Origin of the sequence: Bowmanella denitrificans, assembly GCF_002887595.1 — a bacterium.
Classification (GTDB): Bacteria; Pseudomonadota; Gammaproteobacteria; order Enterobacterales; family Alteromonadaceae; genus Bowmanella; species Bowmanella denitrificans.
The window spans coordinates 70,203-84,771 of record NZ_PEBU01000001.1; the positions used below are offsets into that span (position 1 = coordinate 70,203).

Below are 14,569 nucleotides of genomic sequence, written 5' to 3' on the forward strand. Positions count from 1 at the left end.
AAATTCAATGCTTTTTGGCCTAGGGTTTCACACCATTGGGCCAAGGCAGCTTCTTGCGGCGGCGTATTATACAGCAATTTCGAACAAAAAACAGACAGTGATGTATTTGTCAGAAAAAGCGTAGCAATTGTTCGCTCGGACGGCTTTGATTCAGATCAGAGATCATGGCCGGGCGTTACCCGGCCAGACTCATTCAGAACGACAGGCCTGGGCTCAGGCTGGTCGGCATAACGGATTTATCCAGCTCCACCGAGGCAACCGGGTAAGCACAGTAGTCAGCCGCATAATATGCACTGGCTCTATGGTTTCCGCTCTCGCCTATACCGCCGAAGGGGGCTGCACTACTGGCACCGGTGATCGGCCGGTTCCAGTTGACAATACCGGCACGGATGCGACGGAAGAAGTGCTGATACAGCTCGGCATCATCAGACAGTAAACCGGCTGACAGACCAAATACCGTATTGTTTGCTTCGTCGATAGCCTGATCAAAATCCGTGTAACGAATGACTTTAAGCAACGGACCAAAATGTTCTTCATCAGGCAGGCTGGCAAGAATACCGGTCACGTCGACAATACCAGGGGTGACAAAGCCTGACTCCACATCAAGGTGTTGCATTGCCAGTAACGAAGTAGCACCCAAATCCAGCAATTGTTGCTGAGCTGCCAACATCTGTGCGGCTGCGCGGGCAGATATCATTGCGCCCATAAAGGGCTGTGGCTGGGCGTCGTAGTCGCCCACTTTAATCTGGCGGGTCACTTCCAGCAAACGGGCCAGAATGGCGTCGCCCTGCTCGCCTTTCTCTATAAATAAGCGACGCGAGCAAGTACAGCGCTGACCGGATGTGATAAAGGCAGACTGCACAATATCATGTACCGTGGCGTCGATGTCAGAAACACTCTTGACCAGTAACGGGTTATTGCCGCCCATTTCCAGGGCCAGAATCTTACCCGGATGACCGCCAAATTGCTCATGCAGTAACTTGCCAGTGCGCGAACTTCCGGTGAAAAACAGACCGTCGATACCAGGGTGACCAGCCAGCGCCTTACCGGTTTCCACTTCCCCTTGCACCAGATTGATAACACCAGCCGGTAAGCCGGCTTTCTCCCACAGTTCGACCGTCTTCTGCGCCACTAAGGGAGTGAGTTCACTGGGTTTAAATATGACCGTATTACCGGCCAACAGCGCTGGCACAATATGCCCATTTGGCAGGTGACCGGGGAAGTTATAAGGCCCAAACACCGCCACCACACCATGAGGCTTGTGGCGAATAAAGGCGCGACCTTGCGGCATGGGGTTTTCAACCGTGCCGGTGCGCTCCTGGTAGGCCCGCTCAGAGATTGCCACCTTACCGACCATGGCAGCGACTTCTGTCGCAGTTTCCCACAGCGGTTTGCCGGTTTCACGGGCGATCACCAGTGCCAGTTCATCTTTATGTTCACCCAGAAGCTCAGCAAAACGCTTAACAAAAACCAGGCGCTCTTCAAAACTGAATTCCGCCCAGGGTAAAGATGCCTGACGGGCTGCGTTAATGGCTTGTTCAACCTGCTCAGCAGTCGCTGACTGGGCCTGCCAAATCACCTGCTTCTTAGCCGGATCTGTGGAGCTCATTGGGTGGCCATGGCCTTCCAGCCATTGGCCTGCGATAAATTGTGCTTTGCTCATTTCTACCCCTTTAGCAACAAGGATGCAAAACGCACCTGGTCGCCTTCATCAATTTGCAATGCCGTCAAAGCGGCCTGAGAAATAATTGCCCGTTGTTCGTCTTTACTGACCAGCAAGGGAGTCACCACGGCGCGAAAGCCCTGCAACTTGGTATTAATCACCATATGCAACTTTGCCCCCTCGGGATCACCGACTGCCGCCGCCAGTTTGCGGCTGATACGGGCTGTACGAATATGTTGAAGATCAGCTTCAACTGTCGGACCGGCATCAAAGATATCCACATAACCACGATTACGGAAGCCTTCCGACTCCAGCAATTGCAGCGCCGGTCGGGTTTTATCATGTACCTTGCCGATCACCGCCTGGGCTTCTTTGCTGAGCAGATTGACGTATATAGGATACTTCGGCATCAACTCGGCAATAAACACCTTCTGGCCAATTCCCGTCAGATAATCAGCGGTAGGAAAGTCCATAGAGAAGAAATGCTCTTCCAACCACTGCCAGAATGGTGAATTGCCATGCTCATCAGACACCCCGCGCATTTCAGCTATCACGGTTTCAGCAAAGCGTGACGCATGCTCTTTCAGAAACAGGAAGCGAAACTTAGACAAAAAGCGGCCATTGTTGCCTTTACGCGCCTGTTCACGTAAAAACAATGTGCAGATTTCCGTGACCCCGGTGTAATCGTTACACAAGGTCAGAATATCCACCAGATTATAGATATCCAGCTCCCTGGAAGCGTGTGCAACCTTGCTCAGGTGGTAATGATAAAAAGCATCATCCAGTCCGACAGAGGCTTGAATACCACTGGTTCCAACCACCTTACCCGTCTCGCTGTCTTCCATCACAAACAGGTAACTTTGGTCACCGGGCGCATCCACATCCTGGGCAAAAGATGCCTCCGAACCGGCAATCTTATTGCGCAGCAAGGTTTCATTAACCGGCAGGGACGTAAAGCCGATACCGGACTCCACGGCTATATCATGCAGTGACCCATAGTCACTGGCTTGGATTGGGCGAATCACCATCATAGTCGCTTACTCCGCTGTTACTGAGGCGGTTTGTTAACACTCTTTGGGAAACCGGAATATCCGGCAAACAGAAACCGGTGCCAGGCTGCGGCACCGGTCAATCATCCATCCTGGATTAAGCAGGACATCGTCCTGCCCGCTAATTTATCCTTGTACTACTTTGGCCACGGCGCGTTCAAAACGTGCCAGACCCTCTTTGATGTCTTCGTCAGAAATAATCAGAGAAGGGGCAAAACGCACGACGTTTGCACCGGCCACCAGGCACATCAGATGTTCAGCCACGGCGGCCACCAGAAAATCTCTGGAACGGCCCTGGTATTTGTCGTTCAATGCTGCGCCCAACAACAAGCCTTTACCCCGTATTTCACTAAATACATGGTATTTGGCATTAATGGCATTCAGGCCGTCACGGAACAGTTGTTCCTTATGCTTAACACCATCCAGCACTTCTTTGCTGTTGATAACATCCAGCACAGCTTCTGCCACAGCACAGGCCAGCGGGTTACCACCATAAGTACTGCCGTGGGTACCCACTTTCAAACTGGCAGCAATGTCTTTGGTCGTCAGCATAGCACCAATGGGGAAGCCACCACCCAACGCCTTGGCGGTGGTCAGAATATCTGGCGTGACCCCCAGGCCCATATAGGCATAAAGTTCCCCTGTACGGCCTACGCCTGATTGCACTTCATCAAAAATCAGCAGGGCATTGTGTTGATTACACAGTTCGCGCACGCCTTGGATAAACTCGTTAGTGGGGCTGATAATGCCACCTTCACCTTGCAGTGGTTCCAGCATTACCGCACAAGTGTTGTCTGAAATCAGCGCTTTCAGGCTGTCCAGGTCGTTATATACGGCATGATCAACCGCAGCAGGTTTTGGTCCGAAGCCGTCAGAGTATGCTGGCTGACCGCCCACGGTAACGGTGAAGAAAGTACGACCATGGAAACCTTGTTTAAAAGCGATTATCTGATTTTTGCTTTCACCATGGTGTTCCAGCGCCCAGCGACGCGCCAGCTTCAGGGCGGCTTCGTTGGCTTCCGCACCTGAGTTGGCAAAGTAAACGCGCTCAGCAAAGGTCATCTCGGTCAGCTTTTTAGCCAGACGCAAGGCTGGCTCATTGGTGAACACGTTGCTCAGGTGCCACAATTTGCTACCCTGCTCGTTCAGCGCGGCAACCATGGCCGGATGACAATGCCCCAGAGAATTCACCGCGATACCGCCAGCAAAATCCACATATTCGATACCTTCCTGGTCCCACACTCTGGAACCCTCACCGCGAACTGGAATCATGGCAGCTGGGTTATAATTGGGAGCCATAACGTCGTCGAATAATGCTCTGGTCACTTTCATTCTTGATACCTCTTGCTTTGCTTTTAGAAGGGCAATGGCGAAAAAATCTGCCGCCATTATTGCAGAACTGATCGTCAGTGTCTTCCCGTCAACATGACGCAAACGCCCAGAATACAAGGCATTGGCCTAAGTTTGCAGGAATTCTGAATAACTATATTTGGTAACTGTTGTAAAAAGCCAACGCTGTCTGTTACCACCAAAGAAACGAGCCTGACATTTTAGCCCCGAAACGGGGCGTGCATGAATATGTAAAAAAAAATTTAGCGATAATGTCTGAAATCCATCGTCTGGCCGCTCAAATCGGCTAACAGCAAATTAATTTTCTTCAAAAGTCAGATTCAGATGGCGTAAATCCGCATCCTTCAATGCCGCAAGGGCACCGGCTGGCATTTGTATACCCCGTAAGAACAATTTGGCTTCATCCATATTAATCAGACGATGATTTTTCAGCATGCGGTACTGGTTGTAGCTGCGGCCCTGCATCAATACTCTGGCCAAAGGCTGCATATTCCTGATTGGCAGGAATTGCACCACCTCTGACATAGCTGGCGCGATCATGACTCTTTTCAGATCCATGCGTTCGATCAGCCAATTGCTGGTCTGCAGCGAATACTGTTCCATTACATCGCTCAGGCATTGCCCTGAAGGTTCAATTTCCCCTAAAGCGGCATGCTCTTCCTTCATCTTTGCTTCATGCGCCTCGGTAATTGCATCGCGCCGAACCTCCTCAAACAAACGGAAATACAGACGTATAACAGCAATACGGCCAATTTCATGCAACATGCCCAGGGTAAAGGCCGACGCCGCATCAACCCCAGCCACTTCAGCCACCTTTTTGCATGAAAGGGCACTGCCCATGGCATGTTCCCATAAACGCACTTTTATATTGGGATAGGGATCCGTGATCTGCGGAAGCCAGCGTCTGAATGCCAGTGCCGGAATCACTAGTTTCAGGTTTTCCAGCCCCAAAAAGCTCAATGCCATGCGCAAACTCTCGACCGGAATGACCTTGCCTTTTTTATCTGTGCGCCGGTACTTGGGCATATTGACCATTTTGATCAGGTCACTAACCAGCCAGGGAATCGTTGCCACTAAGGGTTCAATGCGGCCAATAGAGGCGGCCTTGACCGGCATAATATCCAATACCTCAGGCAACTGTGGTGGAATACCAATGAGTTTATTGTATAAGGTATCAGTATCCACCAACTGTTCGGCAATACGGCGCTTCAGCTCTTCGTTCAGTTGGCCTTGCAGTTTATCCAGAAAATTCTGCTGGTAGCGTTCATTGAGTTTTTTGTCACGTTGCGCCTGTTTTTCTACGCGCAATAACTGACGTCCATCCCTGTCCTGATCAAGAAATGCAGGTAGTTCGACGTCCTTGTCTTCAATTACAGTTTGTTTGGCCATATCCAGGCCAATCAGCAGGCTGCTGAATCTGTGTGTGATGAGTTGTGAGACGTCTTGCTGCTCTGTCATTAGTTTTATTCGAGTTTCTTCTATCGGGTTTATCGGAATGAAAGATGCATCATATAGGAAAAGATGAAGCGGGTTGAGCGAATTCTAAATCTGAACAATACGGGCTTTACCTTGTTCCTTGGCTTGATACATGGCTTTATCAGCACGACGTCTGAGGCTATCCACACTGTCCTGCGCGCGAATTGCGGTCAGCCCCATACTGACAGTGAGTATAGGCAATGAATGTGGGGTGGCATCCGCAATCTTTGTCATCAGGCGTCTGGCAACGTCCATCGCAGTATCCGGAGCGACCCGGACCAACAGAATTTCAAACTCTTCTCCACCACTGCGACATACTATGTCTTCGCGTCTGGCGCTTTCACTTATTACTGCGCCAAAAATTTTCAGTACTTTGTCACCCATGGCATGGCCAAAGTCATCATTAATTTTTTTAAAGTCATCTACATCCATCACCAGCAAACAACCCCGATGAGGCTCCTGCCGACGAAACAATAGGTGTTGCTGTAAGGCTGTATCAAAATAGCGTCGGTTGTGTACCCGGGTGAGCTTGTCCAGTGTGGATAGCCGGTATGTAAAAATCACCCACAAGGTGATGCCACTTGCCAGAATCAGCGCCCCAAGCAGGAACAGCACATCTTCAGCTAAGTCCATCCCTTGTCCCCGCAACAGTAATACCTGGTCCAAACCATCCAGATAGCGGGCTTGTTGAAGCAGCAAAAGACCAAGTAGCACTGTTACCTTAATGTGCCGTTTGAGCAAGATAAAACTAACCAGCACGTAGCTAAAACCAATAGCCAAAGCTGATACCCAAGCCAGACTCGCACCTAACCAGTCAGAGGCAATTTGCTTATCCGCGTCGGCCAGCACCCAGACAGTTATCAAGCAAGTCACCAGGGCATTGACTATCAGCCAAGCGCCAACGCCAACAAAGAAAGGCCGACCAGAGTAGTGGGCTGACAGGATCAGAAAGCGCAAATTAGTTGCTGGTCGCTGTTGCATGTAATAAACGGGGCTTTTTACTTCTGCTGCTGTGTCAGTAAATATGGACCAGTTTCAGCCTTTTGCCTTATACAACTCGAGAAAATTCTTAAGAATACAATGGCCTGCCAAAGTCATCACTGACTCAGGATGAAACTGCACCCCACAGAGTGGCAGGCTTTTATGTTCTATCGCCATTGCCGTAGAGGCCCCCATTTCATCCTCTACCCAGGCACTAACGGTAAAATCTTCAGGGATAGACTCAGGCGCCAGCACCAGAGAATGATAGCGTGTCGCCACAAAGGGATTGTCTACCCGGGCAAAAAGCCGCGACTCATTGTGTCTTAGCATGGATGTTTTGCCGTGCATGACCTTCGCCGCCCTGATGACTTTAGCACCAAACACCTGACCAATAGCCTGATAACCTAAGCACACGCCCAAAATGGGTAACCTGCCGGCAAAATAGGCAATGGCATTCAGGGTAATACCGGCATCATCCGGAGTACAAGGACCTGGCGAAAAAACCAGATAATCAGGGGCGAGCGCCTCTATCCCGGCAATATCGATCTGATCATTGCGCACCACCCGCACTTCCTGCCCCAGTTCCATAAAGTATCGGGCCAGGTTATGGGTAAAGGAGTCATAATTGTCAATCAACAGCAGCATGAAGCCAGTCAGCAGGAAAAAAACCGGGCAGGGATAATAGCGGAACTTGGCATTTTACAGAACCCCAACCGCACACTCACCTGCCTGGCCCATCCACCGCATTGGCAAGCTCCGGTAACAGTTTCGCCATGAATATGGGTTAACATAACAGCCATGACAATTTGCAGAGTACTATCTTGCAGCGCAGAGACTTTCTAAAATTCAGCCTGGCATCCGCCGGTTTATGTGCCAGCCCTCTGGTGTTTTCCCTGTCAACCGATCCACAGCGCCCCAGACTATTAACCGGTATCAGCGCTGGCGATGTCAGTGCTGATGGTGCAGTGATTTGGGGTCGAACTGACCGCCCGTCATTGATGCAGGTTACCATCAGTGCCACACCAGACTTTAGCCATACCACCCTTTTTCATGGCAGCGCCGCGTTGGCTCCCACTGACTTTAATGCCAAAACCCTGTTGCATGGCCTATTGCCCGGCAAAATCTGGTATTACCGGGTCAGCTTTGTCAGCCTGGAAAATCCGGGTGCCGTCAGTGATATCTGGCAGGGGCAGTTCAAAACGGCTCCGGTAGTGAAGGGCAATGTGCGTTTTTGCTGGTCCGGTGATACCGCAGGACAAGGCTTTGGTATAGATAAAAGTCGTGGCGGCATGCAAACCTATGCGGCGATATTGCGGCAGCAACCGGATTTTTTTGTCCATTGTGGCGACCTGATTTATGCCGATAATCCTATCGAGTCAAGCAAGCCCCTGAGCGACGGCAGTCAATGGCAAAACCTGCAAACGGAGGGGGTCAGCAAAGTCGCCGAAAGCGTACAGGAATTTCGCGAGCACTATTACTACAACTTTCTCGATGAACATGTGGCAAAACTGCATAGCCAGGTCGCCACCTTCCAACAATGGGACGATCACGAGGTGCGCAACAATTGGTTCCCTGGCCAGATACTGGATGACCCAAGGTATACACAAAAAAGCATATCGTTACTTGCCGAGCATTCACGCCGGGCCATGTTGGAATGCAACCCGATACGCCTGAACAGCCTGGACGAGCGGCAGATTTACCGCAAAATTGCCTATGGTCCGCACCTGGATATCTTTATGCTGGATATGCGCAGTTACCGTGGCCCCAACAGCCTGAATCGGCAAACCGAATCCAGTGCGCAAACCGCTTTTCTGGGTGCTCAGCAACTCGCCTGGTTGAAGCAGAGTCTGAGCCGTTCTGATGCCACCTGGAAAATTATCGCGGCAGATATGCCGATTGGCCTGAAGGTTACCGATTGGGGCACAGAGATAGCGGAAAATATGGCCAATATCGACGGACCGCCACTGGGACGTGAACTGGAAATGGCAGAACTGCTGCGGCACATTCGCGACAACCACATTCACAATGTGCACTTTATTACTGCCGATGTGCACTACTGCGCTTCGCATTATTACGCCCCCGAACAGGCGCAGTTCAAGGATTTTATGCCATTTTGGGAATTTGTCAGTGGCCCCTTACATGCCGGTACTTTTGGTCCGGGGGAACTGGATAATACCTTTGGCCCGCAGTTGGTGTTTAAAGGTATTCCTGATGATTTGCAACAAGGGGCAGAGCCTTCACAGGATTATCAGTTCTTTGGGCAGATGGACATTGATGGAGAAAGTGGTGCCCTTACTGTCAGTCACTTTAATCGCAAAGGGGAACGACTGTGGCATACCCAACTGTTACCGACCTGAGAGGTCAGTAACAGTTGGATTTCAACTAACCTATCGGGCGGGCAATAAAGCCTACCTTTTCATAAACTGCCGCCAGAGTTTTCGCCGCTCTGGCGCTGGCTTTCCCAGCCCCTTCCAACATAATGCGGTCAAGTTCGGCCTGGTCATCACGCAGTTGGTGGAAGCGCTGTTGAATGGGCTCCAGCAGAGCCACCACCGCATCGGCCACATCGCCTTTCAGATGGCCGTACATCTTGCCTTCATACTCAGGAACCAATTGCTCGATGGACTTGCCGGTAGCGCCACTTAGCAGGGTCAGTAAGTTAGACACTCCAGCCTTTTCCTTAGGATCAAAATAGATACGCGCCTGCTCATCTGAATCGGTAACGGCCTTTTTGATCTTCTTGGCGATTTTCTTGGGATCTTCCAGCAGGCCGACAAAGTTGTTAAGATTGTCGTCAGACTTGGACATTTTCTTGGCCGGATCCTGCAGACTCATAATACGTGCGCCGAACTCGGGAATATAGGGCTCTGGCACTTTGAACGTCTCACCATGCTGATTGTTGAAACGAATCGCCACATCCCGGGTCAGTTCCAGATGTTGTTTCTGATCATCACCGACCGGTACCTGTTCGGCCTGATAAATCAGAATATCAGCGGCCATCAGTGTTGGATAAGTAAACAACCCGGCATTGATGTTGTTAACGTTTTTAGCCGACTTGTCCTTAAACTGCGTCATGCGATTCAACTCGCCCATTTGCGTGTAACAGTTCAGCACCCAGGCAAGTTGTGCATGCTCCGGAACCTGAGACTGGATAAACAGAGTACTCTGGTTGGGGTCGATGCCACAGGCCAGATATAAGGCCAGCCCATCTAAGGTGGCGTTACGCAGGGCCAATGGATCCTGGCGCACGGTAATGGCATGCAAATCCACCAGCATATACAGACAATCGTACTCCTGCTGCATGCCCACCCACTGTTTAAGCGCACCCATATAGTTACCAATGGTCAGTTGTCCGGACGGCTGACAGCCACTTAATACAATGGGTTTATGCATAACAAAAAATTCCTGCTGTGTTCGCAAACGCTGATGCGCCGTTACTGTTACTCAATATTTGCCCTGGCCAGCTCCTGACGCATAGCGTCTATGACCTTGGCATAATCAGGCTGGTTAAATATGGCTGAACCGGCTACAAACATATCTGCCCCCGCTTCAGCAATGGCGCGAATATTATCGACTTTTACGCCGCCGTCAATTTCAACACGGATTTCACGACCACTGGCCTTGATGCGAGACTTTACTTCCCGCAGTTTATCCAGTACCGACGGAATAAAGCTTTGCCCGCCGAAACCTGGGTTGACTGACATCAGCAGCACATAATCCAGCTTGTCCAGCATATAGTCCAGATAATGCAGCGGTGTGGCCGGGTTTAGTACCAGACCGGCTTTACAACCCGCCTGATGAATCAACTGCACACTTCGGTCAATATGCAATGAGGCCTCAGGATGAAAACTAATCATACTGGCCCCGGCATCGGCAAACATCCCTATCAGGGTATCTACCGGCTGCACCATTAAGTGCACATCAATATCGGCGGTCACGCCATTTTTGCGCAGCGCACTGCAAATCATGGGGCCAAAGGTCAAATTGGGCACGTAGTGATTGTCCATCACATCAAAGTGCACCAGGTCGGCACCGGCGGCCAGCACGTTGTCGACCTCTTCCCCAAGCTTGGCAAAGTTGGCAGAAAGTATGGACGGTGCGATTAAGAATGGTTGCATGACAGATCCAGCTGATTGCAGTAACGCCTAAGATACAAAAAAAGCCGTCGGCTTGCACCAACAGCTGCACCTGCGCCCATTTATGGTGCAACGGGTATTTGCATGTCCTACGGTCTTGGTCTCCAGTTTCCGACCAACCATCCAAGTAACAAAAATTAATCAATAATAATCAATACCTTAAGAAGAAATGAATGGTCAGTGTGTTTTTCTGCACAGGGCGGCATCAAGCTTGCTCAGGTTTTCAACAGATAGACAGAGTCAACATCAAAAAACGGAGCACACACATGAAAACACACAACAAGTTGTCACTATTCACTGCCCTGTTGGGTTTGTCGCTGGCCAGCCCGGTATGCCTGGCTGAAGTCAGCGCGAATATCGGTGTCACCAGCAATTACCTGTGGCGCGGTGTCACACAAAGCTCAGACGGCCCCTCCATTTCAGGCGGTCTGGATTACAGCCATGAAAGTGGTTTCTACGCAGGCACCTGGGTCGGCTCTATCGATTGGGGCAATGGCAATGGCGTGGAAACAGACTGGTATGCCGGATACAGCGGTGAAGCTGGCGATTTTGGTTATGACGTGGGTTACATTTATTATGCTTACCCTGAAGAAGAATATGATGATTCCAACTTCGGTGAATTGTATTTCAACGGCTCATTCGGTGACCTGGGGTTTGGCCTGGCTTACACAGCCAATAGCGACGCCGATGACGACGCCCCTTTTGGCAAGGGCGATATGTACTATCACGTCAGTTATAGCTTTGCCCTGCCCGAAGACTTTTCATTGGGATTGACCTACGGCTACTACAGTTTCGACATTGACGAAGCCGTGCATGGTGATAAGGATTACGGACATTTTCAGTTAGATCTGAGTAAAGGGGATTTTACGTTTACCTTGTCCAAGGCAGATGAGGAGTCCGGCGATGACGATACTAAATTTGTGGTGAGTTGGGGAACCAGTTTCTAACTGAGGTACTCTTAGGTCAGCATAGTTTGCCAGCAGCTTGATTTTTCCGATGTTGTTGGCCGTGCTGGCCTATTCCCAATTGTTGTCTAAAATTGCGACAAATGAACCACTCAATGGGATAAGGCTGGTTGTTCAAACTTTCTTCTGGCGTATAATGTCGGGAAGCAGATAGATTTGGATTTATCATGACCAGCAAAATCAGGATGATGTACTCAACCGCAGCGGGGGCCACGCTCCTGCTTATGGTGTTTATGGTGCCCGCCGCTCAGCAGGAGTATGTACAGAGTTACGGCTCATGCAATTGTGATTCCGGTATTGAGCTGGATAACAGTTTGCCACTCAGTCATCCTACTAATCGCTGTGCCACCGGGCAACAGCAGGATGTCAGTTGGCTGTCCTGGCTTAAGGGCGGCAACCAATCAGTTCAGTTCCATTTTCTTGATTTACTTGAGCTGTTGTCCAGGCACGCAGAGCCAGGTAAAGATCAACGCACTGCCAGCTAATGAGCCAACCAAGCTGGACTCAGGTTTTGAAGAGCGTGGTAGCCAGTGCCTTTGGCGTGCAGAGTGCCAAGAACCGCCAGCAAGACTTTGAAAGCAGCCCCAGCGTTTTACCCTACCTGATTGTCGGTGTTATGTTTGTCGCGATATTTGTTGTCAGCCTGGCAATGTTGGTCAACTGGCTGGTGAAATAAAGCCAGCAACTCATCCACTTTCTTGCGTTTATGCCCTTTCTGACTGATGTAACGGCCCACCTTTAGCTCAGACAAACTTGCCTGCGCATAAATTTCCCTGGTGAGCTCTGTATCATGGTTGCTAATCAACACTGGCACACTGCTGCTTTGCATAGTCTGTATGGCGTGTTGCGCCAAACTGCGCTGCTCAGCCACAGGAAACCCGCTTCCCGCATAACTGGTAAAATTGGCAGTGCGACTGATAGGCGCATAGGGTGGGTCGCAATAAATCACGTCACCTTCTGAGGCTAATGCAAATACTTCCGCAAAAGGCATGCAAACAAACGTAGCGTATTGCGCTTTAGCGGCAAAAAAACGCAGTTCAGTCTCTGGAAAATAGGGTTGCTTGTATCGGCCAAAGGGCACATTGAACTTTCCGGATAGGTTATAGCGGCAAAGGCCGTTGTAACCATGGCGATTCAGATACAAAAACAGTAAGGAACGATAATAGCTGTCGTCACTTTGATTGAACTCGTCGCGCAACTGATAGTAGGTTTCTGACTGATTGCCTGAAGCCCGGAAGAATTCACGCGCATCCTGAATATATTGGTCTGGTGTTTGTTGCAGAACTTTATAAAGATTAATCAGATCCGGATTAATGTCATTGAGCAAATATTCAGTGTAATGGGTGTTAAGAAATACCGAGCCGGCCCCGACAAAAGGCTCTATCAGCCGCTGTCCATCGGGCAAGCGACTACGGATCTCATTAACCAGTGCGTATTTGCCGCCTGCCCACTTCAAAAAGGCGCGACACTTCTTATTATCCATTCAGGCTGAAAGCTACGATACAAAGGCAGGATTGTAACTGAAAGCGCCGCTCAATTGGATTAAATTTATTGCGCTGCGGTGCGTTGAATTTCTTCCTGTACCTGCTTTGCCGTTTTGGCAAAGGGATTTTCCCTCTGCACAACCTGAGGCAATCCTGACACCGCAGAGCGGGCTAGTGCAAGGCTGGCAAACGACTCACCGGCCAACAACACATACCAGGGACCACCATAGCGAAGGGTTCGATATCGCCAGGTGCTCGGCGCCAGTTGATTAGCCTGAATAAAGCCATTTAACACAGTCACATCACTGGCAGCAGAAAGCTGCAAAAGGTAAGTGTCAGGGGGCAACGCCAGTAATTTTTCCTCATCCCAGGCAAAAGCTGACTGAGCCGGGACAGACCCGGCTTGGTCTGCAATCTGTGCAGATTCAATATCAGGCTGCTGCACGGGTGGCGCAACGACCTGAACAGGCTCTGTTAAGGATGCATCTGATTCGGGCTGAATGCCCGGCGGCTCTGATTTGACAGACTCCTCAGCAGGCTGCATCTTTTCAAGCTGGCTTTGCCAGTCACTGACCAACTCATCCGCCTGACTGCTTTTATCTGGCAATGTCTCAACAGCAGACACAGAGGCGAGCTGGATATCTTCTGCAACCGGAACATCAGTAGTTACAGAGTCTGATAATGCATCTGAAGTGGCTTGCTTATCCATCTGAGCCTTATCAATTGGCGCACTGCTATCCTTAACAATTTGCGACGATTGCAGCCAAATGGAACTCAATGAATCCCGGTACAAAAACGCCATCAACCCGACAAAAGAAACAACAAATATCAGACTCAACGCGACTTTCATCCAACCAGATTGTAAAGCGCTACGCGCTTTTTCCATGGGTGGCGCATTTCTGGCCGCCAGCCTGGCATTAAAAGCCTTACGCTTTTCAGCAATCAGCCGGTCCAGTTCAGAGCCGCTGACACTTTCTAATCCGGCAAAGTCATGGGTTAACAAAACAGGTTGGCCGGGACCCGGTAATTTCTGTTGTGTATAGCTGGCCCAGTCATTACTGCCAACCAGTACCACACAAAACTGCTGTTCACTAAGCTGCTGAACTGTGTTCCAAAGCTCCAGGATAAGTTCGACTGGCAAATGATTTGCGCCAGTAATAAAAATCAGCACGGGTTGCGGATCCCGTTCCAGCAATTTCATCAAACTGTGGTTAAGAGGTCGACGGGCGTCTAGGCTGATATTGCCCATTAGCTGACTGGCCAATTGCTGACGATAGCTGGCAGCCTCTTTGCCGGCTGTGGCCTTAATGTAAGCTAGATTGCAGTCAGAGCCCTGGCTGGCCAGAAATTCTCCGGCAAAGGCCTGTTGGTGCCCCTCCCCCTCTGCAGCCAAAACAATCATACCCGACACGAAGCTGGTCAGGTGTGACAGTCTCTTATGTAAGTCCTGATATGCCTTATGCAC

At 50.3% G+C, this 14,569-nt stretch carries 14 protein-coding genes; 4 read left to right on the top strand and 10 right to left on the bottom strand.

The annotated features are described in order from the left end of the window. Positions 1-193: 193 nt before the first annotated feature. From astD to CSR04_RS00340, 6 genes are all read right to left on the bottom strand, one after another. The gene (gene astD, locus CSR04_RS00315; protein ID WP_102794243.1) at positions 194-1,663 is read right to left on the bottom strand and encodes a succinylglutamate-semialdehyde dehydrogenase; all 1,470 of its coding nucleotides are present in this window, start codon (positions 1,661-1,663) and stop codon (positions 194-196) included. A 2-nt stretch (positions 1,664-1,665) separates the two neighbouring features. Then, positions 1,666-2,694, bottom strand: coding sequence for an arginine N-succinyltransferase (gene astA, locus CSR04_RS00320; protein WP_102794244.1), 1,029 nt, complete (start codon positions 2,692-2,694; stop codon positions 1,666-1,668). Positions 2,695-2,838: 144 nt separating this feature from the next. After that, positions 2,839-4,044 carry an aspartate aminotransferase family protein gene (locus tag CSR04_RS00325; protein WP_102794833.1) on the bottom strand — a complete coding sequence of 402 codons (1,206 nt, stop codon included), beginning with the start codon at positions 4,042-4,044 and terminating at the stop codon, positions 2,839-2,841. A gap of 315 nt (positions 4,045-4,359) precedes the next feature. Further along, complete coding sequence (locus CSR04_RS00330) at positions 4,360-5,520, bottom strand: HDOD domain-containing protein (protein WP_102794245.1); 1,161 nt, start codon at positions 5,518-5,520, stop codon at positions 4,360-4,362. 84 nt (positions 5,521-5,604) lie between these two features. Beyond that, positions 5,605-6,402 carry a GGDEF domain-containing protein gene (locus CSR04_RS00335; RefSeq protein ID WP_216362481.1) on the bottom strand — a complete coding sequence of 266 codons (798 nt, stop codon included), beginning with the start codon at positions 6,400-6,402 and terminating at the stop codon, positions 5,605-5,607. 171 nt (positions 6,403-6,573) lie between these two features. Then, a complete protein-coding gene (locus CSR04_RS00340) occupies positions 6,574-7,164 on the bottom strand; it encodes an anthranilate synthase component II (RefSeq protein WP_102794247.1) in 591 nt (196 codons plus the stop codon). Between the two features lie 176 nt (positions 7,165-7,340). On the opposite strand from CSR04_RS00340, the gene CSR04_RS00345 reads away from it, so the two are divergent. Continuing rightward, the gene (locus tag CSR04_RS00345) at positions 7,341-8,876 is read left to right on the top strand and encodes an alkaline phosphatase D family protein (RefSeq protein WP_216362482.1); all 1,536 of its coding nucleotides are present in this window, start codon (positions 7,341-7,343) and stop codon (positions 8,874-8,876) included. Positions 8,877-8,901: 25 nt separating this feature from the next. Here the strand turns inward: CSR04_RS00345 and trpS are convergent, their stop codons facing one another. Beyond that, positions 8,902-9,912, bottom strand: coding sequence for a tryptophan--tRNA ligase (trpS, locus tag CSR04_RS00350; protein WP_102794249.1), 1,011 nt, complete (start codon positions 9,910-9,912; stop codon positions 8,902-8,904). Between the two features lie 47 nt (positions 9,913-9,959). Continuing rightward, positions 9,960-10,637, bottom strand: a complete 678-nt coding sequence (gene rpe / locus CSR04_RS00355) for a ribulose-phosphate 3-epimerase (protein WP_102794250.1) — start codon at positions 10,635-10,637, stop codon at positions 9,960-9,962. Positions 10,638-10,921: 284 nt separating this feature from the next. Between rpe and CSR04_RS00360 the strand changes: the two genes are divergently transcribed. The 3 genes from CSR04_RS00360 (at position 10,922) to CSR04_RS00370 (ending at position 12,296) form a co-directional block, all read left to right on the top strand. Continuing rightward, on the top strand, positions 10,922-11,602 hold the full coding sequence (locus CSR04_RS00360) for a TorF family putative porin (protein ID WP_102794251.1): 681 nt from the start codon (positions 10,922-10,924) through the stop codon (positions 11,600-11,602). Between the two features lie 185 nt (positions 11,603-11,787). Next, positions 11,788-12,105, top strand: coding sequence for a hypothetical protein (locus CSR04_RS25095; RefSeq protein ID WP_216362483.1), 318 nt, complete (start codon positions 11,788-11,790; stop codon positions 12,103-12,105). Continuing rightward, a complete protein-coding gene (locus CSR04_RS00370; protein ID WP_102794252.1) occupies positions 12,105-12,296 on the top strand; it encodes a DUF2970 domain-containing protein in 192 nt (63 codons plus the stop codon). The genes CSR04_RS25095 and CSR04_RS00370 overlap by 1 nt, the downstream gene beginning before the upstream one ends. Here the strand turns inward: CSR04_RS00370 and CSR04_RS00375 are convergent. Continuing rightward, positions 12,213-13,103: a Dam family site-specific DNA-(adenine-N6)-methyltransferase gene (locus tag CSR04_RS00375; protein WP_102794253.1), complete on the bottom strand. Its 891-nt coding sequence runs from the start codon at positions 13,101-13,103 to the stop codon at positions 12,213-12,215. The genes CSR04_RS00370 and CSR04_RS00375 overlap by 84 nt on opposite strands. Positions 13,104-13,168: 65 nt before the next feature. After that, on the bottom strand, positions 13,169-14,569 hold the full coding sequence (locus tag CSR04_RS00380; RefSeq protein ID WP_102794254.1) for an SPOR domain-containing protein: 1,401 nt from the start codon (positions 14,567-14,569) through the stop codon (positions 13,169-13,171).

Bases quoted from the DNA above. Each gene is read 5' to 3' on its own strand.
- astD (WP_102794243.1), bottom strand. From the start codon at position 1,663: ATGAGCAAAGCACAATTTATCGCAGGCCAATGGCTGGAAGGCCATGGC.
- astA (WP_102794244.1), bottom strand. From the start codon at position 2,694: ATGATGGTGATTCGCCCAATCCAAGCCAGTGACTATGGGTCACTGCAT.
- CSR04_RS00325 (WP_102794833.1), bottom strand. From the start codon at position 4,044: ATGAAAGTGACCAGAGCATTATTCGACGACGTTATGGCTCCCAATTAT.
- CSR04_RS00330 (WP_102794245.1), bottom strand. From the start codon at position 5,520: ATGACAGAGCAGCAAGACGTCTCACAACTCATCACACACAGATTCAGC.
- CSR04_RS00340 (WP_102794247.1), bottom strand. From the start codon at position 7,164: ATGCTGCTGTTGATTGACAATTATGACTCCTTTACCCATAACCTGGCC.
- trpS (WP_102794249.1), bottom strand. From the start codon at position 9,912: ATGCATAAACCCATTGTATTAAGTGGCTGTCAGCCGTCCGGACAACTG.
- rpe (WP_102794250.1), bottom strand. From the start codon at position 10,637: ATGCAACCATTCTTAATCGCACCGTCCATACTTTCTGCCAACTTTGCC.
- CSR04_RS00360 (WP_102794251.1), top strand. From the start codon at position 10,922: ATGAAAACACACAACAAGTTGTCACTATTCACTGCCCTGTTGGGTTTG.
- CSR04_RS25095 (WP_216362483.1), top strand. From the start codon at position 11,788: ATGACCAGCAAAATCAGGATGATGTACTCAACCGCAGCGGGGGCCACG.
- CSR04_RS00370 (WP_102794252.1), top strand. From the start codon at position 12,105: ATGAGCCAACCAAGCTGGACTCAGGTTTTGAAGAGCGTGGTAGCCAGT.
- CSR04_RS00375 (WP_102794253.1), bottom strand. From the start codon at position 13,103: ATGGATAATAAGAAGTGTCGCGCCTTTTTGAAGTGGGCAGGCGGCAAA.